The 22,013-nt window shown below is 63.1% G+C and carries 26 protein-coding genes and 1 pseudogene; 8 read left to right on the top strand and 19 right to left on the bottom strand.

Features of this window, described 5'->3' with window-relative positions; all coding sequences use genetic code 11:
- Positions 1 to 56 precede the first annotated feature (56 nt).
- Positions 57 to 542, top strand: coding sequence for a hypothetical protein (locus J6524_RS20465; RefSeq protein ID WP_225673743.1), 486 nt, complete (start codon positions 57 to 59; stop codon positions 540 to 542).
- A 145-nt stretch (positions 543 to 687) separates the two neighbouring features.
- Here the strand turns inward: J6524_RS20465 and J6524_RS20460 are convergent, their stop codons facing one another.
- The 7 genes from J6524_RS20460 to J6524_RS20430 form a co-directional block, all read right to left on the bottom strand.
- On the bottom strand, positions 688 to 1,644 hold the full coding sequence (locus J6524_RS20460; RefSeq protein WP_225673741.1) for a serine hydrolase domain-containing protein: 957 nt from the start codon (positions 1,642 to 1,644) through the stop codon (positions 688 to 690).
- A gap of 159 nt (positions 1,645 to 1,803) precedes the next feature.
- Complete coding sequence (blaOXA, locus tag J6524_RS20455; protein WP_376712056.1) at positions 1,804 to 2,628, bottom strand: class D beta-lactamase; 825 nt, start codon at positions 2,626 to 2,628, stop codon at positions 1,804 to 1,806.
- 125 nt (positions 2,629 to 2,753) lie between these two features.
- Entirely contained in the window at positions 2,754 to 3,020 is a 267-nt protein-coding gene (locus J6524_RS20450) for an EscU/YscU/HrcU family type III secretion system export apparatus switch protein (protein ID WP_225673736.1), read from the bottom strand.
- Positions 3,017 to 4,606: a flagellar hook-length control protein FliK gene (fliK, locus tag J6524_RS20445; protein WP_225673734.1), complete on the bottom strand. Its 1,590-nt coding sequence runs from the start codon at positions 4,604 to 4,606 to the stop codon at positions 3,017 to 3,019. Before fliK ends, J6524_RS20450 begins: the two co-directional genes overlap by 4 nt.
- A 74-nt stretch (positions 4,607 to 4,680) precedes the next feature.
- Entirely contained in the window at positions 4,681 to 5,454 is a 774-nt protein-coding gene (locus tag J6524_RS20440; protein ID WP_225673732.1) for an ATP12 family chaperone protein, read from the bottom strand.
- A gap of 174 nt (positions 5,455 to 5,628) precedes the next feature.
- Entirely contained in the window at positions 5,629 to 6,849 is a 1,221-nt protein-coding gene (locus J6524_RS20435) for an amidohydrolase family protein (RefSeq protein WP_225673730.1), read from the bottom strand.
- A gap of 104 nt (positions 6,850 to 6,953) precedes the next feature.
- On the bottom strand, positions 6,954 to 8,171 hold the full coding sequence (locus J6524_RS20430) for an RluA family pseudouridine synthase (protein ID WP_225673728.1): 1,218 nt from the start codon (positions 8,169 to 8,171) through the stop codon (positions 6,954 to 6,956).
- A 128-nt stretch (positions 8,172 to 8,299) separates the two neighbouring features.
- Between J6524_RS20430 and J6524_RS20425 the strand changes: the two genes are divergently transcribed.
- Entirely contained in the window at positions 8,300 to 9,244 is a 945-nt protein-coding gene (locus J6524_RS20425) for an alpha/beta hydrolase (RefSeq protein ID WP_225673726.1), read from the top strand.
- Positions 9,245 to 9,294: 50 nt separating this feature from the next.
- Here the strand turns inward: J6524_RS20425 and J6524_RS20420 are convergent, their stop codons facing one another.
- Positions 9,295 to 9,672 carry a tautomerase family protein gene (locus tag J6524_RS20420; RefSeq protein WP_225673724.1) on the bottom strand — a complete coding sequence of 126 codons (378 nt, stop codon included), beginning with the start codon at positions 9,670 to 9,672 and terminating at the stop codon, positions 9,295 to 9,297.
- A 179-nt stretch (positions 9,673 to 9,851) separates the two neighbouring features.
- Here J6524_RS20420 and J6524_RS20415 point away from each other — a divergent pair, with 179 nt between their 5' ends.
- On the top strand, positions 9,852 to 10,451 hold the full coding sequence (locus J6524_RS20415; protein WP_225673721.1) for a TetR/AcrR family transcriptional regulator: 600 nt from the start codon (positions 9,852 to 9,854) through the stop codon (positions 10,449 to 10,451).
- Between the two features lie 67 nt (positions 10,452 to 10,518).
- Here the strand turns inward: J6524_RS20415 and J6524_RS20410 are convergent.
- Both J6524_RS20410 and J6524_RS20405 read right to left on the bottom strand, forming a co-directional pair.
- Positions 10,519 to 10,650, bottom strand: a pseudogene (locus J6524_RS20410) (IS5/IS1182 family transposase); the annotation flags it as partial.
- 174 nt (positions 10,651 to 10,824) lie between these two features.
- A complete protein-coding gene (locus tag J6524_RS20405; RefSeq protein WP_225673719.1) occupies positions 10,825 to 11,490 on the bottom strand; it encodes a DUF2380 domain-containing protein in 666 nt (221 codons plus the stop codon).
- A 58-nt stretch (positions 11,491 to 11,548) separates the two neighbouring features.
- On the opposite strand from J6524_RS20405, the gene J6524_RS37400 reads away from it, so the two are divergent.
- Positions 11,549 to 11,674, top strand: coding sequence for a hypothetical protein (locus J6524_RS37400; protein ID WP_283843330.1), 126 nt, complete (start codon positions 11,549 to 11,551; stop codon positions 11,672 to 11,674).
- 192 nt (positions 11,675 to 11,866) lie between these two features.
- On the opposite strand, the gene J6524_RS20400 is transcribed toward J6524_RS37400, so the two are convergent.
- From J6524_RS20400 to J6524_RS20385, 4 genes are all read right to left on the bottom strand, one after another.
- The gene (locus J6524_RS20400; protein WP_225673717.1) at positions 11,867 to 12,583 is read right to left on the bottom strand and encodes a tetratricopeptide repeat protein; all 717 of its coding nucleotides are present in this window, start codon (positions 12,581 to 12,583) and stop codon (positions 11,867 to 11,869) included.
- Positions 12,580 to 13,917 (bottom strand): replication-associated recombination protein A, encoded by a 1,338-nt coding sequence (locus J6524_RS20395; protein ID WP_225673715.1) that lies wholly within the window; start codon positions 13,915 to 13,917, stop codon positions 12,580 to 12,582. Before J6524_RS20395 ends, J6524_RS20400 begins: the two co-directional genes overlap by 4 nt.
- A complete protein-coding gene (locus J6524_RS20390; protein ID WP_225673713.1) occupies positions 13,914 to 15,308 on the bottom strand; it encodes a DegQ family serine endoprotease in 1,395 nt (464 codons plus the stop codon). Before J6524_RS20390 ends, J6524_RS20395 begins: the two co-directional genes overlap by 4 nt.
- Positions 15,309 to 15,389: 81 nt before the next feature.
- On the bottom strand, positions 15,390 to 15,767 hold the full coding sequence (locus J6524_RS20385) for a winged helix-turn-helix transcriptional regulator (protein WP_225673711.1): 378 nt from the start codon (positions 15,765 to 15,767) through the stop codon (positions 15,390 to 15,392).
- 126 nt (positions 15,768 to 15,893) lie between these two features.
- On the opposite strand from J6524_RS20385, the gene J6524_RS20380 reads away from it, so the two are divergent.
- The 4 genes from J6524_RS20380 to J6524_RS20365 all read left to right on the top strand — a co-directional run bounded on the left by J6524_RS20380 (position 15,894) and on the right by J6524_RS20365 (position 20,130).
- On the top strand, positions 15,894 to 16,907 hold the full coding sequence (locus J6524_RS20380) for a zinc-binding alcohol dehydrogenase family protein (RefSeq protein ID WP_225673709.1): 1,014 nt from the start codon (positions 15,894 to 15,896) through the stop codon (positions 16,905 to 16,907).
- A gap of 128 nt (positions 16,908 to 17,035) precedes the next feature.
- The gene (locus J6524_RS20375; RefSeq protein ID WP_225673707.1) at positions 17,036 to 18,013 is read left to right on the top strand and encodes a Bug family tripartite tricarboxylate transporter substrate binding protein; all 978 of its coding nucleotides are present in this window, start codon (positions 17,036 to 17,038) and stop codon (positions 18,011 to 18,013) included.
- 7 nt (positions 18,014 to 18,020) lie between these two features.
- Entirely contained in the window at positions 18,021 to 19,514 is a 1,494-nt protein-coding gene (locus tag J6524_RS20370) for an amidase (RefSeq protein ID WP_225673705.1), read from the top strand.
- Positions 19,515 to 19,755: 241 nt separating this feature from the next.
- Positions 19,756 to 20,130, top strand: coding sequence for a hypothetical protein (locus J6524_RS20365; RefSeq protein WP_225673703.1), 375 nt, complete (start codon positions 19,756 to 19,758; stop codon positions 20,128 to 20,130).
- Between the two features lie 57 nt (positions 20,131 to 20,187).
- Here J6524_RS20365 and J6524_RS20360 read toward each other — a convergent pair whose 3' ends face one another.
- The 5 genes from J6524_RS20360 to J6524_RS37395 form a co-directional block, all read right to left on the bottom strand.
- Entirely contained in the window at positions 20,188 to 20,532 is a 345-nt protein-coding gene (locus J6524_RS20360) for a DUF1236 domain-containing protein (protein WP_225673701.1), read from the bottom strand.
- Between the two features lie 166 nt (positions 20,533 to 20,698).
- Complete coding sequence (locus J6524_RS20355; protein ID WP_225673698.1) at positions 20,699 to 20,998, bottom strand: DUF1330 domain-containing protein; 300 nt, start codon at positions 20,996 to 20,998, stop codon at positions 20,699 to 20,701.
- 27 nt (positions 20,999 to 21,025) lie between these two features.
- Positions 21,026 to 21,484 (bottom strand): transcription elongation factor GreA, encoded by a 459-nt coding sequence (gene greA / locus J6524_RS20350; RefSeq protein ID WP_225673695.1) that lies wholly within the window; start codon positions 21,482 to 21,484, stop codon positions 21,026 to 21,028.
- Positions 21,485 to 21,546: 62 nt separating this feature from the next.
- Positions 21,547 to 21,879 (bottom strand): hypothetical protein, encoded by a 333-nt coding sequence (locus J6524_RS20345; RefSeq protein WP_225673693.1) that lies wholly within the window; start codon positions 21,877 to 21,879, stop codon positions 21,547 to 21,549.
- A complete protein-coding gene (locus tag J6524_RS37395) occupies positions 21,879 to 22,004 on the bottom strand; it encodes a hypothetical protein (RefSeq protein WP_283843329.1) in 126 nt (41 codons plus the stop codon). Before J6524_RS37395 ends, J6524_RS20345 begins: the two co-directional genes overlap by 1 nt.
- Between the last annotated feature and the right edge of the window lie 9 nt (positions 22,005 to 22,013).

The following is a 22,013-nucleotide window of genomic DNA, read 5'->3' as shown; positions in this document are numbered from 1 at the left end:
ATGAACCCGTGGATGGTTTGGACGTTGGTTGACCAGACCGAAACGGAGGTCATCCGATGTACGGATCAAATCTCACCAGAGCAACGCTTCTTCTAGTCTCGCTCAGCCTGCCCGGCGCGGCATTGGCAGCGCCCGCCTCGCCCTTCGCCAGCATGGCGGGTACATGGTCAGGCGGCGGCGTGCTGCGCACCACAGATGGACAACAAGAGCAACTGCGTTGCCGCGCGGCCTACGATGTCGCCGGAAGCGGCGAGCAACTCCGGCTCAATCTGAGATGCGCCAGCGCAAGCTATAATTTCGATCTCGCAAGCGAGGTCGAATACAGCGGCGGCACAATCTCGGGCTCATGGAGCGAAGCAAGCCGTAACGCTTCCGGGACACTTTCCGGACGTGCGGCCGGCGACCACGTTCAGGCTGCGGCAAGAGGCGACAACTTCTCGGCCAACTTGTCGTTGACGACGCGTGGCGGGAAGCAGACGGTGTCGATCCAGCCGCAGGGTACGAACGTCACGTCCGTCTCGTTAGCGCTGAACCGGCGTTGAGCTGCGAACCAAATCGCAACGGAGCGGGCGTCCAACCCGCGAGGCGTCGATTGACTGATATTCAGGTCATCCGGCGTCCTGGCCTGTCTAGTTTGGCAGCGGGTATGCCGCGTTCACCAGATGCATGCCAAACGCGATATTGGCGTCATAGGTCGGCTGCATTCGAGAGCAGGATGCGATTTCGCCGGGTTCTGGTCGAGTAGCCGATGAAGGCCGCGTAGCCGCCGGTGCCGCCACTCTTCCAGATCAGTTCGTCGTCGAACCGCAAGTTGACGAACCAGCCGAGCGCCACGTCGCCCTGATCGGCCCGCGGGCGGCGCTCGGAAAACGTCATCTTCAGCGCGGCGGCGATCGGCGTATCGGCGGGATCGAGACACATCAGAAGAAACTTCAACAGGTCGTTCGCCGTTGAACGAAACGCGCCGGCGCCGGCAAATGCCAAGTAATCCCAATTCGAGACCGGCTCCAGTGCAGCGCTGTGCCCCTGCGCCAGGCGCTGTCGCATCGAACTTGTGAGCGTGATGCGGGTGTCGTCCATGCTTAGCGGCGCGCAAATGCGCGACACGACGAGCTCCTCATAACTCTTGCCGGCGCGCAGCGCGAGGATATGGCCCAGCAGGCCGAAGCCAAGATTGGCATATTCATAGCGCGTGCCCGGTTTGAAGCCGAGCTTGTGGTTCGATAGGTAATCGTAGAGTCGCTCGGCGGTGTAATCGATGTAGGGATTTCCCCAGTCTCTTGGCGCGAAATTGGACGGCATCCGCGGCAGGCCAGACGTGTAGGTCGCCAGATCCATCAGCGTAATCGGCGCTCCCTCGAAATCCGGCATCTTGACGCTGGCTGGCAGAAATTTCGCCGCAGGGTCTTCCGCCGCTACCTCGCCGCGCAGCACCATGTCGGCGAACAGCAGCGCCGTGAACACTTTTGTAATCGAGCCGATCTCGAATACGGTGTCGGCATCGAGCGGGCGATCAGTGCCGGAACGTCCGTAGGCGGTCACGCTGCGCTGCCCGCCATCGATCGTCGCAGCAACGATCCCCATCGTGTCACGGCTGATATCCACACGCTCTTTCAGGATGGCGGCGAGATCCCGCTCCGGCATTGACTGGGCCTGCGCCTTTCCCCGCGCGATCAGCAGCGCCGGGCCTGCGAGCAGAACCGAGCGGCGATGCAGTATGCAAAGCTCCGTTGGCTGTCCCTACCCCGTCAGCGTCGCGGTTGGGTTCGTGCAACCCTAGCCTGCGCAACCCGGATCAGCGCGTCAATAGGCCACGATATCGGCGAGGCATTGCTGCGTGACTGTCATGCGGGCGGCGATGTGGCTTTGCTCCTTGCAGTCCATGTTCATGGCGAACACGGTGGCGGAAGACCCCTTCTCCACCCAACCGACCATCCAACCCAGCGACGGCTTGCCCTGCTCGGCTCCCAAAAGTCCGCTCTTGGCGCGGATGGTGGCATCGCCCACCTTGGTCACCGGCAGGATGTCGCGCGTCAGCTCCTGGCTGCGCTTACCCACCGGCAGCACGCCGCGCCGCAGGCGATCGACGAAATCGATCTGCTGGATCGGATCGATGCGCAAACTGCCGGTCAGCCAGAACTGATCGATGCCGCCGCCGATGTCATGGTTGCCGTAGTCGAACAGGTCGAGATATTTCTGCATGCGCTCCTGCCCGATGCGCCGGGCGATTTCCTGATAGACCGGCACCGCTGAGGCCGCGATCGCCGAGCGCAGCGTGTGATCCTTGTTCCAGGACTCGATGCTGCGCGTCACGCCGTCCCACTTGAAGACGTCCTTGTCGGGGTCCTCGACCACGCCGGTCTCAAGCGCGATGATCGAGTTCGGAATCTTGAATGTCGAGGCCGGCAGCCTGCCCTCGCCCGAGCGCACCTTGTCGCTGGCGATGATCAGGTAATCGTCCACCTTGTAAGCAACGAAGGTGCCGACGGTGCCGAGGTCGAAGAAGCGCTTGGATAGATCGTCGCGAAACTCGCTGCGCTGATAAGAGACATTGGCAAGAGCGCGCGCGGGTACGAACGGGGTCGCAGCAAGAAGACCGAGCGCATGGCGACGATTGATCACGGGAATATCCAACCTGGTTGAACGGCGCGACGATGCTGATGGCATCGTGGAAAAACTATGACAAGCAGGCTTTTAGTTTGGCGGATGTTCCGACCACGAAACCAGCGTCCACTTGCGCGAAAGCCTACAAATCAGCGCACGCGGCCCGACAGCCGCAGCACGAAGATCAGCACTTCGGCGACCGCCTTGTAGAGCTCTGGCGGGATTTCGTCGCCGATCTCGACATGGGACAACGCGCCCGCCAGGACTTCGTTCTCCTCGATCGGAATGTCGTGAGCCTTGGCGAGTTCGACGATCTTGGCACCGATGGTGCCCTTGCCCTTGGCGACGACACGCGGCGCGCCGGTCTTGTCATAATGCAGCGCGACCGCAAGCTTGCTCTTGGTCTCGACGCTCATAGCGCGCGGTCCAGGAAATGCCCGGCACGGGCGGCAGGCGCAGCCTGCGGCGGCGCGCCGTCGCGGATCACGATATCGCCGGGCTGCAAGTCGGCGCGGCTGAGCGCCTGGCTGAGCTGCGAGGACCCGGCGCGCAGTTGCTCTGCCGTCGCCGGCCGTTCCGCCCAGATCCGCACCGAGGTCTTGTCAGAGGTCAGCGATATCAGTGCGTGAACCGGACCGGCCGGCTCGACGTCGAGCGAAAATCTCGCCCGCCACACCCGCTTCGCCGCCTCGACCTCCTCGTGGCCGCCGTCGCGCGAAATCTCGAATTGCACCATCGCGGTGCCCTGCGGTGTTGCGAAGGGAATTTCGAAGTGCCAGCGCGGCGATGTCGTGTCGGTTCTGGGCGCGGACGTATCGATGCAATCCGGCAAGGAGGCCACCTGCAACAGTGTCTGCCGCGCTATGGCAGCGTCGGTGTCATCGAGCAGATGATGCGCCGTCGATTCCAGCGGCGCCTGCGGCTGAAGCGTCGGCGCGGCGATCGGCTGCGCGGCCGGCGGCGCGCCGCGGACCGGCGGCGGTGGTGTGTTGGTCTGGAAGGTTACGTCGCCGCTGCGAACATCGTTCGGCGCGGCAGTGGTTGCCCGCATGGGGACACCGAGTTCATGCAGCGCTTCCTGCAGCAGGCTCAGCGTCGCCCCGGCCGAATATTGGGTGCCCGGCAGAGGTGCAAGCGGGCTTCGAGTTATGATAGTCGCCAGCGCGAGATTCTCTCCTGCCGGCGATCGCGCCTGCGGCAGCATGATTTTCTGCACGTCGACATTGGACGACAAAGGCGACACGGTGTTCGCCGTGCTGGCCTGCGGCAGCGCGGCCTGTTGCGCGCCGGCCGGTGCGGGTGACGCAGATACCGCATTGAGACCGAGCGCCGAGTGCAGGGTCTGGCGCAGCACGATCAGCGCGGCTTTCAGATCGGGGACACTGCCCGGCGGCACCGAACCTGACGCCAGCGATGCCTCGAGGAAGATTCCAGACTTCTGGAACGCGGTCTTGATGTCACCGCCATCAAGGTTCTGATCGAGACTGGTTTGTTGCGCGAGCACCTGGGCGATCGCTTCGCGCAGTTTCGGCGGCAGGCTGCTGGAGGAAACCGCCGCGCCGAGGTTGGCGAACAAGGGCGCCAGGCTGTCCTGTTCGCTCGCCGCGGCCTGCGCGGCTGCCGAGACGGCAGCGCGCTCCACCGGTGTCAGCACGTTCTTCGGTGCCACGCTGGTTAAATGGTTGGTGGGGACATCGGCCAGCGCGTCGGGTGAAAGGGTGACGGCGTCGGCCGAAGCGCCGCCCTGCCCGACCACGGCGAGGCGAATGCCGTCCTTGGTCTGCGACACCGCAAGCTGCAGGTTCTGGCCCTGCTGCAGCGGTACTTCCGTGGCCACATCGATCGAGAGGCTGGCGATCGCAATCCGCACGAGATCGGCGGACAGCACCTTCAGAACCTGCGCGTTGACCACGCTGCCCGGCTGCAGCACGAGCTCGGGCGCAATGCTGCCAGCCTCTTGGGCTGATAGCACCGGCAAAACGGGATTGATCGAAATCGCCATGGTTTGAGGTCTCGGCCAGGGTCAAGAAGGCTAACCCGGCGCCGTAAACCTCTCCTTAACCGGACCGGAGGCGTTCAGGCCCGTAAGGACTCCAAAATAGTCACCGCAGCCCGGAAATCGACGAACCTCGCCGCACGGCGGGCCGTAACTTCCTCGTCGGCGCCCCATTGCTCGATGTTCCAGTCATCATCGACATGGGCGGCCGCCCAGACGTCGTCGGATTTCATGGCCCCGCGCCAAAGCGCCAGCGCCAGCAGTGCGGAGCCTGTCACCGTCGTCACCACATGCAGCGCCGCCACCGACCAGGGGTCGGCCGGAAATACGCTGCGCGCGGCGTTGATCGCCTGCTCCGGCTGGGTCACATGAACGATGCCCTCGGACAGGATGAAGTGGGCGCCAAGTTCGGTCGCGGCCCAGGACAGCACGGGGTCCCACTGCGCGGCTTCGCGGGCGACCAGCGCCTCGGGATGGCCGGCGCGGTAGAACAGCAAATCGGAGCCGAGATATTTCTCGACATCGTCGGCCACGGCATCGACGCGATCGGTGACCTCGCCAACCGAGTTGGCAAAGCGCGTCAACGGCATGGTCAGTGGATCGATGGTCTCGCCTTGCGCGTTCCATTCGGCGGCGATCTGGTCGGCGATGCCGCTGGTCGGGGCGACGACCTGGCGGCCGGACGGCGTGCGGATCGGTCGGCCGTCCAGCGTCACAGAGAACCCGCCATCCGCCGCGACGATGCCGGCTTCCTTGTAGAAGCGTTTGCGCTGGGGCGCGCGCGTAGCGCGGCGCACCGCCTCCTGCGGATCGAGCGGCGAGTGTCCGGCGACTTCATCGAATAGTTCACGCATATCGTGATTCAGCTTGCCAAGATCGAGTAATAATTCAGGTCTGACAATACGATAACGGTGGATGCAAATAAAGCTGATGAGGCCGTTGCGTCGGCCAATTGTGATGTTGGTTTCACGAGCGGCCGTTCGGCCGGTTCCCTGCAATGGATCGCGACCTTCGACAAGGGCGCGAGTTCACGGCCTCTGATAAATCACCCTGCCGGCGCGGATGGTGTAGGCGACCTTGGCGAGGTTGCGGACGTCGGCGATGGGATCGCCGTCGAGCACCACGAGGTCGGCATCGAATTCCTTCTCGACCCGCCCCTTCTTTGCGGCCTTGAAATAGCTCGCCGGGTTCGTCGTCAGCGATGCCAGCACCTGCCGTTCGGAAAGCGCCCGGCGCATCAGTTCGTATTCGAGCGTGGTGTCATACTGGTTGGTAAAGCCGACATCGGTGCCGAACAAGACCGGGCTGCCATTGTCGGAAAACGCCTTGAGCTGATTGACGGTCGTTTCAACGAGACGCGCGGCTATCTCGGGCGCGACTGGGAGCTTTGCAAACAGCGACAGCGTCGGAACCAGCGCAATGCCCTGCTGCTTGAAGCGCGCGAGCCGCTCGGGCGAATAGGCGGGTTCACCGGGCGCGCTGTGAGCCATGATGTCGACGCCGGCCGCGATCACGGCGTCCACGCCCGCCATGTTCTGCGGATGGGCGAACACCGGCTTGCCCGCGGCATGCGCGACATCGACGGCCGCCTTGGCGATCGCCGGATCCATGTTCACGACCGGCTTGCCGGTGCCCTTGAAGGAGCCGGTGAACAGTTTCACACCGTCAAGGCCGACGTCGTTAAAGGTGCGTGCCCATTGTGCGGCTTCCTCGGGCGTCGAAGCCGTCGGCAGCTTCATCTCAGCCGGGAGATAGGCCGGATGGCCATCCCTGGGGAAGATGCTGCCCGCGGTATAAATGTCCGGACCCGGCACCTCGCCGGAGTTGACCCGGCGGCGCAACGCCAGGGTATCTCTTCCGTCTGAACCAAGGTCCCATACGGTGGTGAAGCCCCAGCGTGTCAGCATCGCCTGCATATGCTCGGCCAGCGGCGCGGCGGGCACGGAGCCGGCATCCTTCCATACAGCTTCCGTGAAATGGACGTGGCTGTTCCAGAAGCCTGCGACGATGGTCTTGCCTGAGCAATCGATCACGCGCGCATCAGGCGGAATCTGGACCTCACCTTCGCGTCCGACGGCGGCGATGACACCAGCTGATGTCACGATCACGGCATCGGAGATCGGCATTGCGTCAGGTGAGGCGTAGACGCTGCCTCCCTTCAAGACCAGCGTCTGCGCCTCCGCGACGGCGCCCGGCGAAACAGCAAGAACACAGGAGAGAAGCGCAGCGCTGAGCCAATGGCGGGTCATGAGCAAAGCCTTTCCGAGACAACTTCGTCCCGCACGCTACCGGAACTGCACGACGCCGCTTTGATCGATATTGCTGCGCGCGCGGCTTGAAAGGCTGCCCCGCCCTACTCCTCCGGCGCGTTCTCGATGGGGTCGAACCGGTCGGCCTCGAGCCCCAGCAGATTCCAGGATTGCAGCATGTGCGGCGGCAGCGGCGCACTGACGTCGATCACGCCGCCGCGCGGATGCGGAATCACGAGCCGACGTGCCAGGAGATGCAGCCGGTTCTGCAGGCCGCCCGGCAGGTCCCAGTTCTCCTTGTTGAAATATTTGGGATCGCCAATGATGGCATGGTCGATGTGGGCCATATGGGCGCGCAACTGGTGTGTTCGCCCGGTGACCGGCTTCAGCGAAACCCAGGCGAGCTTCTGCGCCGAGGTCTCGACCACCGCATAATAGGTCACCGCGTGGCTTGCACCCTCCTCGCCATGCTTGGCGATCCGCATGATGCTGTCTTCTTCGCTCTCTTCCTTGGCGAGATAGGTCGAGATGCGGCCCTGCTTCGGCTTCGGCACGCCGGCAACCAATGCCCAGTAAATCTTGCGCGCCGAGCGGCTGCGAAACGAGCCGGTAAGCGCGGTGGCGGCAAAGCGGGTCTTTGCGATCAGAAGACAGCCTGATGTCTCCCGATCCAGCCGGTGAACCAGCCGCGGCTTCTGCCCCTTGGCATCGCGCATCACTTCCAGCATGGAATCGACATTGCGCGTGATACCGGAGCCGCCCTGCACGGCAAGGCCCGCAGGCTTGTTCAGCACCAGGACGTCGGCGTCTTCGAACAGCGTCATGTCCTTCAGCGCCTGCAGCGTCTTGGTCGCTGCCTCGGAGAGCGGACCAGTGCCCTTCGGCGCATCGAGCCGCAGCGGCGGAATGCGGACGCTCTGGCCTTCTTCCAGCCGGTCCTTGCTGTCGGCCCGCTTGCCGTTGACGCGCAGCTCGCCCTTCCGGACGATGCGCTGGATGTGGGAGAACGACAGGCCGGGAAAGCGCGCCTCCAGGAAACGGTCGACGCGCATGTTGTTTTCGTCGCCGGTGACGACGACGGTTTGCACTTTCGTAGGTAACGGCAACTCGGCGTTGGCCTGCTTGGGCTCGGCCGCCACATGGGACGGCTTTTCCCGCCGCGGCTCGGCAATCCGCGCGGGCTTGCCGCCCTGACGATGCGCTGGCGGCCGATCGCCTTGCACGTACCCTCCCGGCTTGCGGTTGCGCAAGGGCTGTGCTCGCTTCGGGCGATCGCCTGAAGTGCGCGACTTGTTTAGCGGTTTTCGGTCGCGGCGGCTCATCCGGCTCTGGCTCCAAAGGTGAGCTTTTCGGTAGCGCAAAAGCAGGGAATCGTCACGGTGAATCCGGTACAAATCGGCCTAAAGATCGGCCATGGTGAGCCCGATGCGGAACGCGAATGGAGTATCCTATGTCCTTTTCGAGAGCGGCACTCACGGTGATTGCAGCCCTCATCGCGAGCGCGGCTTCCGCTCAGCCATCCCCGATGTCGGAGGATCTCGTCTGGAAGCTGCTCGAACTCGGCCGGGTCATCGATCCGCCCAGGACGGCCGCACTGTTCGAGCCACTGCAGCAGAAGGAACCGTATCAGGGCGTCAAGGTCGAGCGGGACATCAGATACGGTCCGGCGGATCGCAACCTTCTCGATGTTTTCGTGCCGGAGACGGCTGCATCTACCCGGCCGGTGCTGATCTACATACATGCCGGTGCATTCGTGGGCGGCAACAAGCGCAGGACACCGACCAGCCCGTTCTATGACAACATCATGCTGTGGGCGGTGAAGAACGGCTTTATCGGCGTGAACGCCACCTATCGCCTCGCTCCGCAAGCACCCTGGCCGGCGGGCGCTGAGGATATGGCCAGCGTGGTCCGATGGGTCACGGACAACATCGGCGAACGCGGCGGCGATCCCGCGCGCATCTACCTGATGGGACATTCCGCGGGCGCCGTTCACGTCGCAACCTACGTATCGCATCCCGAATTTCACAACGTGAAGGGCGGCGGCTTGGCCGGCGCGATCATGATCTCGGGCATTTACGACCTGACTGCGATGGCCCTCGCAGACGGCCAGCGCGCCTATTTCGGCGATGATCCCGCGCGCTACGCCGAACGTTCCTCGCTGCAGGGTCTGGCGACGACCGACATCCCCCTGATGATCGCTGTCGCCGAACTTGATCCTGAAGGCTTCATCCTGCAATTCGACCGCGCGAGGCAAGCCAGTTGCAAACGCGCCAGCGGATGCGCACGTGCGCTCCTGCTGCCACAGCACAGTCATATGTCGGAAGTGTATGCGATCAACGCGGTCGAATCCCGTCTTGCCGACGAAATTCTGGATTTCGTGAAGACCGGAAAATAGCTTTCGCCGCGCTGCCCCGCACCGGCGGACGTCGCCGGCCCTACGCAGCCTCAGGCGAACTGCGCGAGGCCGTGGCCGACGGACCAATTCTCTCTCGCGGCATCGAGGATGTTCACGAATACGTCCTCAGGCCGGATGCCGGGACGCTCGCCGAGCAATTGCGCGATCCGCCGGAACAGCGCCTTCTTCTGCTCCGCGGTGCGCGTGTCGAACACGGTGATCTGGATGTACACGAGATCATCGCTGCGCCTGACGCCAAAGGCATTGCCGTAGCGGAAGTTCGCGGCGTCATGCTCGCTGATGGTCATGAACTGGTCGTCTTCGGGCACGCCCAGCGCCTCGCGCATGGCGCGGTAGAGACTGTCGAAGACCGCCTGCCGGTAGGCTTCCGGCTTTCCGGCGCGCAGGGAGATGTGAATGAGAGGCATCGCGAAATCCTTTTGCATTCGGCCCTCACCCGTGCGGCGGTTCTCGCACGGGTGCTTCACCTCATCGGCGAAATGGGCTAAGTAGTTTTTGACACGATATCAAAAACATATTCTTGACGACGCGTCAAATACTATTTGGCCGCGTTAGAAGCAGGATTTTCGGAACTGAGGAGCAAGAATTGAGACCGCGCGAGTTTGACCACGACACCGTCCTGCGCATCGCGTTCGATCAATTCTGGCGCAAGGGCGTGCGCGGCACGTCGCTTTCGGACATCGCGCGCGATGCGGGCGTGCAGCGCGGCAGTCTCTACAACGCCTTCGGCAGCAAGGAAGCGCTGTTTCTCTGCGCTTACGAACGCTATGCGAACAAATATCTGAGCAGCCTGCAAAAGGCGCTCGGAGCAGGCACGCTGCGCGAGCGGCTCACGGCGTTTTTCGACGTCACGATAAGGAACTTCCGTTCCGGCTCCCCGCCCCGCGGATGTCCGACCACACGCGGGCTGATGGAGCTAGCGTCAGGCGAAGGCGAAGGGCTGGACGAGAACGCGCGCCAGGCGTTTGCGGATCTGGTCGCTCGCGCCACCGGTCTGATTGAGCAAGCTCTTGCCGAGGGCAAGAAGCGAGGCGAGTTCAGCGGAGCGCCTGAGATCGCGGCGTTACACATCGCAACCGTCACGCGCGGATTGGCAGTGCTCGAGCGCGCGTTCGGCGATGAGGCCCAGCTTCGGAAGATCGCCGCACATACGATTGATCTCCTGCTCGGTAAGGAAAGCCGCTAGGGCGCGGACTCATCAGCACGCAGCAAATTGGTGCGGGGGGACCGTGGTTCTCCGGCAGGTCGCGTCATGGTGCACCTGAACGCAGCACAAGGATGCGATTGAGCAGGCGACGGTGATTTACGCGCCGAACGCCGCGAGGCTTGTTCGGAAGTATCGGTTGATGGGCGGTCCAGTCGTAATCGCCGAGTTCGTAGCACATGATTCGAGGCTTCGGTTCCGAAGCTTGAATCACCTCTCGAGCAGCGCCAGCAACCGACAGCGCCCCGTGGCCGTGCCACGAATGCTTACTTCCGCTTTCTGCGGCATAGCGGACTTGGCCGGACTTGCTACTGGCTCGACCCGGTCGCGATTGACCCCATTTCAGACGCGTCGCCTATTGCTGCGATCTGCCTTGAAGCAGCCGGTCGCGGACCTCCTCCGACACGAAGCGCTCCGCCCGCTGCCATGCCTCGTCATTGTCGCCGCGGAACTGGAAGTACTTTCTGAACACGACGCGCTGGGCTGTCGTATCGACAGCAGCAATCCGCACCACCTGCACCAGCGTGCTTAGCTTGTGAACGATGCCGATGATCAGGATCTGCGTGCCGGCCTGTGACGCCGCGCGCAGCCGATCGCGCAACGCCGGTCCGTCGGTCGGACAATTTGGTGCGCAGGAGGACGGCACGAGCTCAAAACGGCGGTCTGCCGTGACGTCGTCCCGCAGCGCGGTCATGAAAGCCCGCAATCGCTTTTCATGCACGGCCGTCTGATCGGTGGGCTCGTTCGACGTGTCGATGTAATTGAAATCGTCGACGGAGACGGCCAAGGCCTGGCCCGCGGTCGCGGCGGATGCATCTGAGATGAGGCTGGATCCGAGGAACAGACCAGAGAACAGACCGGCTGTGGTAAGAGCGTGCAACAGGGAGGCGCGGCGCATGGCGATGGCTCGATCTCCGTGGCTGAATTGCCGTGCGACTATAACCCTTTCCAAAGCATCGATTGCTGCATTCGCTACCGCTATCCGGCACCGTCGTTCAAACCAAGTCGCGCCAATGTCCAAAGCGGATTTGACCAGAACATTAGAGGTCGCCAGCGGTAAGTCAGCTTACAAGTTAGTCATGCAAGGCTGTCTGGAAGTGCTCGCGTTACAAGCGCCGACCAAATACGAGCTGGTCGTCAATCTCAAGACCGCTAGAATGCGCGGCCTCGATCTTCCCGCGGCGCTGCCCGCGCAGACGAGGTGATCGACTACAAGATGCAGGGTGCTGCAACGCATGAGTCCGGAATTGGCCCATCGCGTCATCTAGTTTCGTGACAAACTTTGGTCTCTATCGGTCCATGGCCGACTCTGGCAAGTCCTCCGAACGGCAGATTCAATCGGTTCGCGGCCTCGTTGCGAATGGCTACCGCGCCGTGCCGGCTATGCTGCGCGCCAGCTATTTGCACTGCGCCGCGTTTTTCACCGTGATCAGATCCTGGCCGGAATTGTTGGACGGGCGGCGCTTGAACGCTTCCTCTACCGCCGCGCAGGCCGCCGACGCATTGCCGTTCTGGTAGCGCGCAACGGCGAGGTTGGTCCAGGCGTCGCCGAAATCGGGCGCATCCTTGACCGCCTGCTCCAGCACCTGCTCGGCATCCCGCGGCCGCTTGGCGATCAGCAACATGCGGCCATAATCGGCCCTCAGCGCCTTCACCGGATCGGGCTGCTTGAGCGCGATCTTGAACAGCTCATCCGCAGCGTCGAGATCATTGAAGCGAAATTGCGCGACCACGGCAAAGCCATGATAGACGCTGCTCTCCTCCGGCGAAATCAGGAACGCCTGATTGAACCGCACGGCGGCCTCGCGGATCTTGCCGGTATTGAGTGCCCGCCAGGCGCGCTTGGTCGTTTCGTCAAACGCTTTTTCGCGCGTGCCGGCTGCGGCGATGATAGCGCTCACGAACTTCTCGTCAGCCGACTTCTCCTCCGCATCCTTGGCCGCAAACCCGAAGAACGGCTGCTCGTTGGTCGGCGCGGGATAGCTTCGCTTTGTTACCTGCACACCGGGCGCCACCTCGACGGTCTCCGCTAGCGCGGGAAACGCCGACGCCAGCGTCACAACGAAGGCGACCGCCGCCATCGTCCGCCCAAAATACGCTTCAAACCTGCTCATTCGCGCTTGTCCCGTTCACGTCGTAGCTTCGCCCAATATTCCAGCCGCTTGCGAATTTCACGCTCGAAGCCGCGGTCCGGCGGATCATAAAAAGTCTGCCGCCCCAGGGCTTCCGGAAAGTAGTCCTGCCCGGAGAAGGCGTCCGGCGCGTCGTGATTATATTCGTAGCCCGCGCCATAGCCTTCCGATTTCATCAGCCTGGTCGGCGAGTTCAGAATGTGCTTCGGCGGCAGCAGCGACCCACCCTCTTTCGCCGTGCGCATCGCAGCGCCAAAGGCCTTGTAGGCGGCGTTCGATTTCGGCGCGGTGGCGAGATAGATCACGGCCTGCGCGATCGCGAGCTCGCCTTCGGGATGGCCGAGAAAGTCGTACGCATCCTTGGCGGCATTGCAGATCACCAGCGCCTGCGGATCGGCAAGACCGATGTCCTCGACCGCCATGCGCACCACGCGCCGCGCCAGGAACAGCGGGTCCTCGCCGGCATCCAGCATGCGCGCGAGATAGTACAGCGCCGCATCGGGATCGGAACCGCGCACCGATTTATGCAGCGCCGAGATCAGGTTGTAATGGCCGTCGGCGGATTTGTCGTAGATCGGTGCGCGGCGCTGCAGGATTTCCTGCAATTGCGCGGCATTGAAGATTTCATCCTTGCGCGCGGCACGCCAGACCTCTTCGGCCAAAGTCAGCGCGGCGCGGCCATCCCCGTCAGCCATGCGCACCAGCACGGCGCGCGCCTCGGCATCGAGCGGCAGCTTTCGGCCCTCGACCTTCTCGGCATGCACAAAGAGCTTCTCGATCGCGGCGGCGTCGAGCGAATGAAATACCAAAACCCGCGCGCGCGACAGAAGCGCCGCGTTGAGCTCGAATGACGGATTTTCGGTGGTGGCGCCGACCAGCACCACGGTGCCGTCTTCCATCACGGGCAGGAATGAATCCTGCTGCGCGCGGTTGAATCTGTGCACCTCGTCGACGAAGAGCAGCGTGCCCTTGCCTATCTCGCGTCGCCCGCGCGCCGCGTCGAACGCCTTCTTCAGGTCGGCGACGCCGGAAAACACCGCGGAGATCTGCTCAAAATGCAGCTCGGTGGCGTCGGCCAGAAGCCGCGCCACCGTCGTCTTGCCGGTGCCCGGCGGTCCCCAGAACACCAGCGAGCCCAGCGTGCGCGTTTCCAGCATGCGCGTCAGCGCGCCGTCGGGACCGAGGATGTGATCCTGTCCGACGACCTCGGCGAGCGAGCGCGGGCGCAGCCGGTCGGGCAGCGGACGCGGCGCATCCTCTTCCATCCCTGCCGCAGCAAAGAGGTTAGGCGCTTCGCTGGGTTTCTTCGGGCTCATCCGCCCAATGTCACGTTGATCTGCTGGCCGCCGCGCACCACGACGATGCGCCAGAGCCGAGAGCCGGCCCTGGAGGCCTTGTCGAGGTCGCTGGTCTTGCTGATCTTCTGGTTGTTGACCGCCAGGATGATATCGCCTTTCTGGAAACCGACGCTGGCCGCGGTGCCGCCGTCAGCGAGATCGATCACCACGACGCCCTCGCTCTGGGAATCCAGATGCAATTCGTCGGCGATCGCCGGCGAGATATTGGCAACCTTGGCGCCCTGGAACGGCGAGCGCCCGGTGAGCACGATTTCCTCGCGGTTGGTGTCGGGCGCGGTCTCCAGCGGCACCGTGACCTTGACGATCTTGCCGGCGCGCTGCACGTCGATCTGCGCCGCGCCGCCGAGCTGCCGCGTGGCGAAGCGATAATCGAACGCGTTGGGATCGTCGATGGTCTGGCCTTCGACCGCGACGATCAGGTCGGACGGCTTGAGGCCGGCGCGTGCGGCCGGACTGTTCGGTGAGACATTGGCGACCAGAGCGCCGTTCGGCAGCTTCAGCCCCAGTGTCTCGGCGATTTCAGGCGTCACCGCCTGCAGCTTTGCGCCGAGCCACGGCCGCTTGACCGCCTTGCCGCCGCTCTTGGCGGACGCCACGACGACCCGCACCATGTTGGCCGGGATCGCAAAGCCGATGCCCTGCGAGCCGCCGGAGCGCGAGAAGATCGCGGTGTTGATGCCGACCAGCTTGCCGGTCATGTCGACCAGTGCGCCGCCGGAATTGCCAGGATTGATCGCCGCGTCGGTCTGGATGAAGAACTGGTAGTCGGTGATGCCGACTTTGGTGCGCGCCAGTGCCGAGACGATGCCATGCGTCACGGTCTGGCCGACGCCGAAGGGATTGCCGATCGCGAGCACGACGTCGCCGACCATGAGCTCATCGGAATTTGCGAAATCGAGGGTGGCGAATTTCTCCTTGCCGTCTTTGACGCGCAGCACGGCGAGATCCGTGCGGCTGTCCTTGAGCACGATCTCGGCCTCGAACTCGCGCTTGTCGGCGAGCGAGATCTTGACCTGGTCGGCGCCCTCGATGACGTGGTTGTTGGTGACCACGAGCCCCATTGGGTCGACCATCACGCCGGAGCCGAGCGAGCGCTGCATCTGCTCGGGCTGCATGCCGGGCACGCCGAAGAAGCGGCGGAAGATCGGATCGTCCAGCAGCGGATTGCGGTTCTGGACCGTCTTCGCAGCATAGACGTTCACGACCGCCGGCTGCGCATGCTGCACGATCGGCGCGTAGGACAGCCTGAGTTCAGCGGTTGAGGATGGTACGCGGCGGTCCTGCGCCAGCGCTGGCGTTGCAACGACGACTGAAACCAGCAGCAGGGTGACGGAACGGATCAAACTCATTTCGAAATCCCGGAATTCAGCGCCACACATATAGCTGCGGGGCGGCAACGAGAGAAGATAAAGCGGTACACCATACGGCAGCTACGCCGCGCGTTCGGGCTCTTTGACGCCGTCGGATGCAGGCCCACAGGATAGTCGTTCCTGATGACCCTCGCCCCACACCCTGAGCGTCTCGATCACAGGCCTAAGGCTCTCACCGATCTCCGACAGCGTGTATTCGACGCGCGGCGGCACCTCGGCATAGACCTTGCGGATCACGAGCTTGTCCTCCTCGAGTGCCCTGAGCTGTTTTGTCAGCATGCGCTGGGTAATCCCGGGCATCCGCCGCCGCAACTCCCCGAAGCGCTGGGTGCCGGCCAAAAGATGAAACAGGATCACGCCCTTCCATTTGCCGTCGATCAGGTCGAGCGTGGCTTCCACCGCGCAGCCCGGCCGCCGAGCGAAATTTCGCCGTTTCATGAGATTTTCCCGGAGTTTTCCCAATAGTATCCAAGCAGGGACTAGTTCCCCGAATTTACAGTACTTGCCAAGTGGATGCCAGCGCGACAGGTAGGAAACCAACTCTTCTAACAAGGAGGCTCGCCCATGAAAGCCGTCGGATACCGAAAATCGCTCCCCATCGAGGACGCCAATGCGCTGATCGATTTCGAGGCCGCCAAGCCGGAACCGACCGGCCGCGACATCTGCGTCGCCGTCAAGGCGATCTCCGCCAACCCGGTCGATTACAAGGTCCGCAAGCGCGCCGCCCCGCCTGAGGGCGAGACCAAAATTCTCGGCTATGACGCCGCCGGTATCGTCGATGCTGTTGGCCCCGACGTCACGTTGTTCAAGCCCGGTGACGAGGTGTTTTACGCGGGCTCGATTTTGCGCCAGGGCACCAACGCGGAGTTTCACCTGGTCGACGAGCGGATCGTCGGCAGGAAACCGAAATCGCTGTCGTTCGCGCAGGCCGCCGCGCTACCGCTGACCTCAATCACCGCCTGGGAATTGTTGTTCGACCGGCTCGGCGCGGTGGCGGGCAAAAGCTTCGATCCACGCACGCTGCTGATTGTCGGCGGCGCCGGCGGCGTCGGCTCAATCCTGATCCAGCTCGCGCGCCGCCTCACGGGCTTGACGGTGGTCGCCACTGCCACGCGTCCCGAATCGCAGAAATGGTGCCTCGATCTCGGCGCGCATGCCGTGATCGACCATTCCAAGCCGATGAAGGAGCAGATCGAGAAGCTGAAAGTGCCGCCGGTCGGTCTGGTCGCGAGTCTCACTTTCACCGACCAGCACTACAAGGCGATCGCCGAGTTCATGGCGCCGCAGGGCAAGTTCGGACTGATCGACGATCCGCCGGAATTCACCATGAGCGTGTTCAAGGGCAAGGCAATCTCAGTGCACTGGGAATCGATGTTCACGCGCTCCTCGTTCCAGACGCCCGACATGATCGCCCAGCATCACCTCTTGAACGATGTCTCCGACCTCATCGACAAGGGCGTGCTGCGCACCACGCTCGACCAGACCTTCGGCACCATCAACGCCGCCAACCTGAAACGGGCGCATGCGCTTTTGGAAAGCGGCAAATCGCGCGGCAAGATCGTGCTGGAGGGGTGGTAACGATCCAACAACAGGCTTGATCAGAGGGTCGATTCAAGGGACCCTGCCCGATCGATCCGGGATGGCTGTCGCCGAGAACCCCGGCGCGAACTGCCGGGGGTTACGGAAAGACAGGAGGCCTTTTCGACATGTTACGCAAATGTTTGGTGGGCGCGATCGCGTCGGCCTGTTTGGCGGCTTGTCCGTCGATCGCGTCGGCGCAAGTCAACTATCCCGAAAAGCCACTGCAACTGATCGTGCCCTTCCCTCCGGGTGGAGCCTCCGATGTCGTCGGGCGCATCATCGCGGGCGAGCTCGAGCAGCGCCTCGGCAAGCCCGTGATCGTGCTCAATCGCCCCGGCGGCGGCACCACGATCGCCGCCAAGGAGGCTGCCAACGCGGCACCCGACGGCTATACCCTGCTCTCCAGTTCGAATTCAACCTTCACCCTGCAGCATGCGGTGAGGGAGAACGTGCCGTATGACAGCGCGAAGGATTTCGAGCCGATCGCCCAGACCGGCACCCTCGCCATGGTGCTGGTGACCCACCGCGACAACCCGATCAAGGACGTCGCGGCGCTGGTCGCCGCGGCCAAGGCGAATCCCGACAAGCTGTCGCTGGCCTCCTACGGCGTGGCGACCACTTCGCATTTTGCCGGCGAGCTCTTCAAATCGAGTGCCGGCATCAAGATGGTGCACCTGCCCTACAAGGGCAGCGCGCCGGCGATGAACGATTTGATGGGCAAGCATATCGAGTATCACGTCGACACCGTGATCGCGATCAGGCCTCTGCTTGAATCCGGCGCGGTTCGCCCGCTCGCGGTGTTCTCCGCCAAACGCTCATCGCTTCTTCCCGATGTTCCGACGCTCGCCGAGCTCGGCTATCCCAATATCGATTTTGTCTCATGGGGCACCGTGGTCGCGCCGAAGGGAATTCCACCGGCGATTCGCGATCGGCTGGCCTCGGCGCTCGAACAGGCCATCGCGAGCCCTTCGGTGATCGAGCGTTTCCAGAAGGTCGGATATGAACCCGCCTTCAAACGCTATTCCGACTGGCCGGGTTTCATCGCCAAGGAAACCGCCGAGATGAAGGAACTGGCCCGCAAAGGCGGGATCAAGGAAGAGTAATCCGGATATGAGCGAGCCGTGCGATCTGCCCGCGGTGACCGCCCGGGCGCTGATCGGCGAGCGCAAGCTTTCGCCGGTCGAACTCATGGACAGTTGTATTGGGCGTATCGAGGAGATCGATCCCGCCGTCAATGCGATCATCGCGCGCTCGTTCGATGCGGCGCGTGGGGCGGCGCGGGAGAGCGAGTCCGCCATGATGCGCGGCGACGATCTCGGACCGCTGCACGGGCTGCCGCTCGCCGTCAAGGACCTGATCGACGCCAAGGGGCTGCCGACGAGTTTCGGCAGCGTGCTGTTTGCGGACAATGTTGCAGCCGAAGATGAAGCGATCGTCGCGATGCTCAAGCGCGCCGGCGCCATCGTCATCGGCAAGACCAACGTCCCCGAATGGGGCGCGGGCGGCAACACCCGCAACGCGCTTCATGGCGCCACCGGCAACCCGTTCGATCCCGAACGCTCCGCCGCCGGCTCGTCCGGTGGATCGGCGGTGGCGCTCGCCACCGGCATGGTGCCGCTGGCGACCGGCTCGGACACCGGCGGCTCGGTCAGGAACCCCGCCGCGTTCTGCGGTGTCGTCGGCTTCCGGCCCTCCCCCGGGCTGATCGCAAGCAACAGCCGCAACATGGCGTGGCTGCAGATCTCGCAGCTTGGGCCGATGGCAAGAACCGTATCGGATGCCTGCCTGATGCTGTCCTGCATGCTGGATCGCGACGCGCGCGATCCGCTGTCGACAATTCTCCACGCCGGCGGAACGCCGGTGAGTAGCGATTATCGCAATCCGCCTGCGGTCGATCTCGCCACCTTGCGCATCGCGGCGACAACCGATTTCGGATTTGCGCCGACGGAGCGCGCTATCGCCGAGACGTTCAGGAAGAAGCTCGCGACATTCGGTTCGGTCTTCCGCAGCCTCGAATGGGCTCATCCCGACTGCAGCCACGCCGACGAAGTGTTCCGGATTTTGCGCGCCGTCGCGTTCCTCGGCCGTCACCGCGAACTCGTCGAGAAATATCCTGACAAGGTCGGTCCCAATATTCGCGACAACGTCGCCGAGGGCCTTCGATATTCCGCCCTTGATGTCGCACGCGCGCTCTCGCTGCAGACCGCGCTCTATCGGAGCTGGCAGCAATTCTTCGGCGCGCACGATTTTGTCATTGCCCCCGCAGTCACGATCAGCCCGCGGCCGTGGTCGGAGCTCTACCCCGCCATGATCGACGGCGTAGCTACGAAAACCTATTTCCACTGGCTGGCGCTGGCCTATGCCGTAACCAATGCCGGGCATCCGGCAGTGGCGATCCCAGCCGGCCGCGATGGCGCCGGACTGCCGTTCGGCATCCAGATCATTGGCCCGCGCGGCGGCGATGTCGTGACGCTGTCGGTGGCCCGCGAGATCGAGGCGCTGCTTGGCGCCAATCCGGAGACGGCCCGTCCTGTCCCCGATCTCGCCTGGCTCCGCCGTCAGCCGCCGATTTCCTCACGGCCGGGTTTTCTCGACTTCGACTGACGCGCTCGTCGTTCGACGCTGCCGCTTCGCCTCGGCCACAGAACAAAAGTTCACGCAGCATTGAGTTCCAAACCGGGAGGAAATTGGCGATCCTCTCAGGGCGGCGGCGCGTACATCCGCCCTGAATACTTATTCATGAAAGTTAAATTTGCGGGTGAACTCTCTTGGCGATCAGCGCCTCAAGCAACGAACTTCACCCGAACGTGTTTATCGAGTGTCAAGTTACGGAAAGGAGTGATCCATGAGGAAGGCACCTTTGGCTTTGGCCGCAGCTGCGGTCCTGGGCTTGACGGCGGTAACCGCACCGTCGCCGGCGGAAGCGCACTGGCGCGGCGGCGGATTTTTCCCGGCCGTGGCTGGCGGGCTGATCGCAGGCGCCGTGATCGGCGGCATCGCTTCCAGCGCTTACGCCTACGGGCCTTACGGATATTATGGAGGCTATTATCCGGCGTACGGCCCCTACTACGGCGGATACGCTTATGCGCCAGCCTACTATGGCGGATATTACGGCGGGCCCTATGTTCGCCGCGTATATCGTCCGGCGTACGCTTACTATGGCGGCCCGCGGTTCTATGGTCCGCGGTTTTACCATCGTCACTACTGGCGTCATTGGTAGTACAACGAAAAAAGGGCCGCTCGAAATGGCGGCCCTTTTTAACGCCTGGATATCGCGTCAGTCGATTTCATGCACCACGGTGCGGGTAGCAGGATCGACCAGCATCACGCGGTCGTTCGAATAGACGTAGCGATACTTCGTGACCGTCGGGCCCCAATCCGAAGGCACCGGCGCGAGCTCCACATCGGCAGGCACCTTGGCACCAACCACGATCCGTTCACGTGTTTCCACCGGGCGGACCTTGTGCTCGGTCACATAGCTCTTAATCCGGGTGCGGTATTCCGGCTCGATCCGAATCGTAGCGCCCGCAGCACCGGTCGTGGTCTCAGTGGTCACAGTTTGAGCGTTGGCCATCGTCGCAACCAGCGATGCTGCCGCCGCAAGTATGAACAGCTTCTTCATCTAGTTCCTCCTCAAACCGCATCAGCGCGGCTTTCGAGAAAACAGATTTTTCAACCTGTTGTTCCGACGGAATTCGGCATTGCAACACGTTAAATGCACAACGATATCGCCTTGATGCGCGCGCTCGCAGCGCGGCATTGCACGGCAAGTTCAAGCCGCATTTCGCTCACGCCGGCGGGACGCCCTCAACGAAGATCAGCCGCCGATCGAACGCAGCCTGCCACACCTTCAGTGCCTCGGCGTATTCCGGCGAGGCGTACCATTCGCGTAAGCGCTCCATCGTCGGAAACTCCACGACAATGAAGGTTTTCGGCGGCGGGCCGCCTTCGATCAAGTTTGCGGCGCCGCCACGGATCAAATAGCGGCCGCCATAATGCGCGATCGTCTTCGCGGCGAGGCTGCGATAGACCTCGAACCCTGCCGGATCGCGCACGTCGTCGACCTCGGAAATAACATAGGCTGACATCCTGCCCCTCGCAGACGGTGTTACGTATCACCGGATTTCGACGATCTCCGCTCCGCCGCCCGCGATGACGACGACATCGCCAACACCCTTGCCGAACAGTGCCCGCGCCAGCGGCGATCCGTGCGAGATCGTCCCTTGCGCGGGCTCGGCCTCGTCTTCGCCGACGATTCGGAAGGTCTGCCGCCGATCGTCCTCGCGCACGATGGTGACGGTGTGGCCGAAACGCACGACGGAATTGTCTGATGGCTCAGGCGCCACCCTTGCCGTGGCGCGGCGAGCATTCCAATAGCGGAAGTCACGGCGAGCGCTGGCCAGCGCTGCGCGATCGCCAGCGGATTGCGCCGCAGCCTGGGCCGCTTCGGCCGCGGCCAATGCCTGCTCAATCCGGCGGAGACCTTCAGCCGTCACGTCGTTCGGAAGATCGGAGATTGGCCGGTCAGGCAGACCTTCGACGTCCTCGGTATCTTTGACGAACGCCCTACTCATGCATGTTGAACGTCTGCGTCCCTGGACGGTTCCTATGAAAGCCTCGCCCGGCGAGCGGTTCCTTAGCTCTTGGCTCCGGTCAAGACCGCGACATCTCGCTTACCGTCCAAGACCTCCTCGAACTCCTGGGCGAACCTATCGACAGCGGCATACTCGGTCGTGAAACGAATAGTAGCCAAATTCTGGAGATCAGCATCACGCGCTGTCCAGACCTCCGACGAAAGGTCAACGTGCACGAGAAGCGTTCCACGGCTGTCGTATGGTTTGACAGCAATCCTGAGGTGGCCTTGCTCCAAACTTGCTGGATTCTCCTTGCTCCAGATGCCATCTTCGATGAGCGCTGGTGTGGTCGCCGTCAGCGGAAAAGATCTGAGGGCGGCGACGAAAGTTCGCATCACGTCGTCTGGATTAAACCACGCTGCCCCCGCGCCGAGAATTCACCTGATTTCACTGTCGCGATGATCTTGCCAGTCCCATCATCATCGGCCTCATAAGCGACCTTCAATTCCGATGCACTCATTCAGCGCAC

The organism is Bradyrhizobium hereditatis (assembly GCF_020329435.1).
GTDB classification, from domain to species: domain Bacteria; phylum Pseudomonadota; class Alphaproteobacteria; order Rhizobiales; family Xanthobacteraceae; genus Bradyrhizobium; species Bradyrhizobium hereditatis.
This window is presented reverse-complemented; position numbering and strand designations above follow the sequence as displayed.

Coding starts and splice junctions, on each gene's coding strand:
- fliK (WP_225673734.1), bottom strand. CDS start 4,606: ATGGCGATTTCGATCAATCCCGTTTTGCCGGTGCTATCAGCCCAAGAG.
- J6524_RS20460 (WP_225673741.1), bottom strand. CDS start 1,644: ATGCCGGAGCGGGATCTCGCCGCCATCCTGAAAGAGCGTGTGGATATC.
- J6524_RS37400 (WP_283843330.1), top strand. CDS start 11,549: ATGCAAGGCTGTCTGGAAGTGCTCGCGTTACAAGCGCCGACCAAATAC.
- J6524_RS20395 (WP_225673715.1), bottom strand. CDS start 13,917: ATGAGCCCGAAGAAACCCAGCGAAGCGCCTAACCTCTTTGCTGCGGCA.
- J6524_RS20435 (WP_225673730.1), bottom strand. CDS start 6,849: ATGACCCGCCATTGGCTCAGCGCTGCGCTTCTCTCCTGTGTTCTTGCT.
- J6524_RS20420 (WP_225673724.1), bottom strand. CDS start 9,672: ATGCCTCTCATTCACATCTCCCTGCGCGCCGGAAAGCCGGAAGCCTAC.
- J6524_RS20465 (WP_225673743.1), top strand. CDS start 57: ATGTACGGATCAAATCTCACCAGAGCAACGCTTCTTCTAGTCTCGCTC.
- J6524_RS20440 (WP_225673732.1), bottom strand. CDS start 5,454: ATGCGTGAACTATTCGATGAAGTCGCCGGACACTCGCCGCTCGATCCG.
- greA (WP_225673695.1), bottom strand. CDS start 21,484: ATGAGTAGGGCGTTCGTCAAAGATACCGAGGACGTCGAAGGTCTGCCT.
- J6524_RS20450 (WP_225673736.1), bottom strand. CDS start 3,020: ATGAGCGTCGAGACCAAGAGCAAGCTTGCGGTCGCGCTGCATTATGAC.
- J6524_RS20400 (WP_225673717.1), bottom strand. CDS start 12,583: ATGAGCAGGTTTGAAGCGTATTTTGGGCGGACGATGGCGGCGGTCGCC.
- J6524_RS20380 (WP_225673709.1), top strand. CDS start 15,894: ATGAAAGCCGTCGGATACCGAAAATCGCTCCCCATCGAGGACGCCAAT.
- J6524_RS20365 (WP_225673703.1), top strand. CDS start 19,756: ATGAGGAAGGCACCTTTGGCTTTGGCCGCAGCTGCGGTCCTGGGCTTG.
- J6524_RS20355 (WP_225673698.1), bottom strand. CDS start 20,998: ATGTCAGCCTATGTTATTTCCGAGGTCGACGACGTGCGCGATCCGGCA.
- J6524_RS20360 (WP_225673701.1), bottom strand. CDS start 20,532: ATGAAGAAGCTGTTCATACTTGCGGCGGCAGCATCGCTGGTTGCGACG.
- J6524_RS37395 (WP_283843329.1), bottom strand. CDS start 22,004: ATGAGTGCATCGGAATTGAAGGTCGCTTATGAGGCCGATGATGATGGG.
- J6524_RS20375 (WP_225673707.1), top strand. CDS start 17,036: ATGTTACGCAAATGTTTGGTGGGCGCGATCGCGTCGGCCTGTTTGGCG.
- J6524_RS20425 (WP_225673726.1), top strand. CDS start 8,300: ATGTCCTTTTCGAGAGCGGCACTCACGGTGATTGCAGCCCTCATCGCG.
- J6524_RS20345 (WP_225673693.1), bottom strand. CDS start 21,879: ATGCGAACTTTCGTCGCCGCCCTCAGATCTTTTCCGCTGACGGCGACC.
- J6524_RS20390 (WP_225673713.1), bottom strand. CDS start 15,308: ATGAGTTTGATCCGTTCCGTCACCCTGCTGCTGGTTTCAGTCGTCGTT.
- J6524_RS20370 (WP_225673705.1), top strand. CDS start 18,021: ATGAGCGAGCCGTGCGATCTGCCCGCGGTGACCGCCCGGGCGCTGATC.
- J6524_RS20430 (WP_225673728.1), bottom strand. CDS start 8,171: ATGAGCCGCCGCGACCGAAAACCGCTAAACAAGTCGCGCACTTCAGGC.
- J6524_RS20385 (WP_225673711.1), bottom strand. CDS start 15,767: ATGAAACGGCGAAATTTCGCTCGGCGGCCGGGCTGCGCGGTGGAAGCC.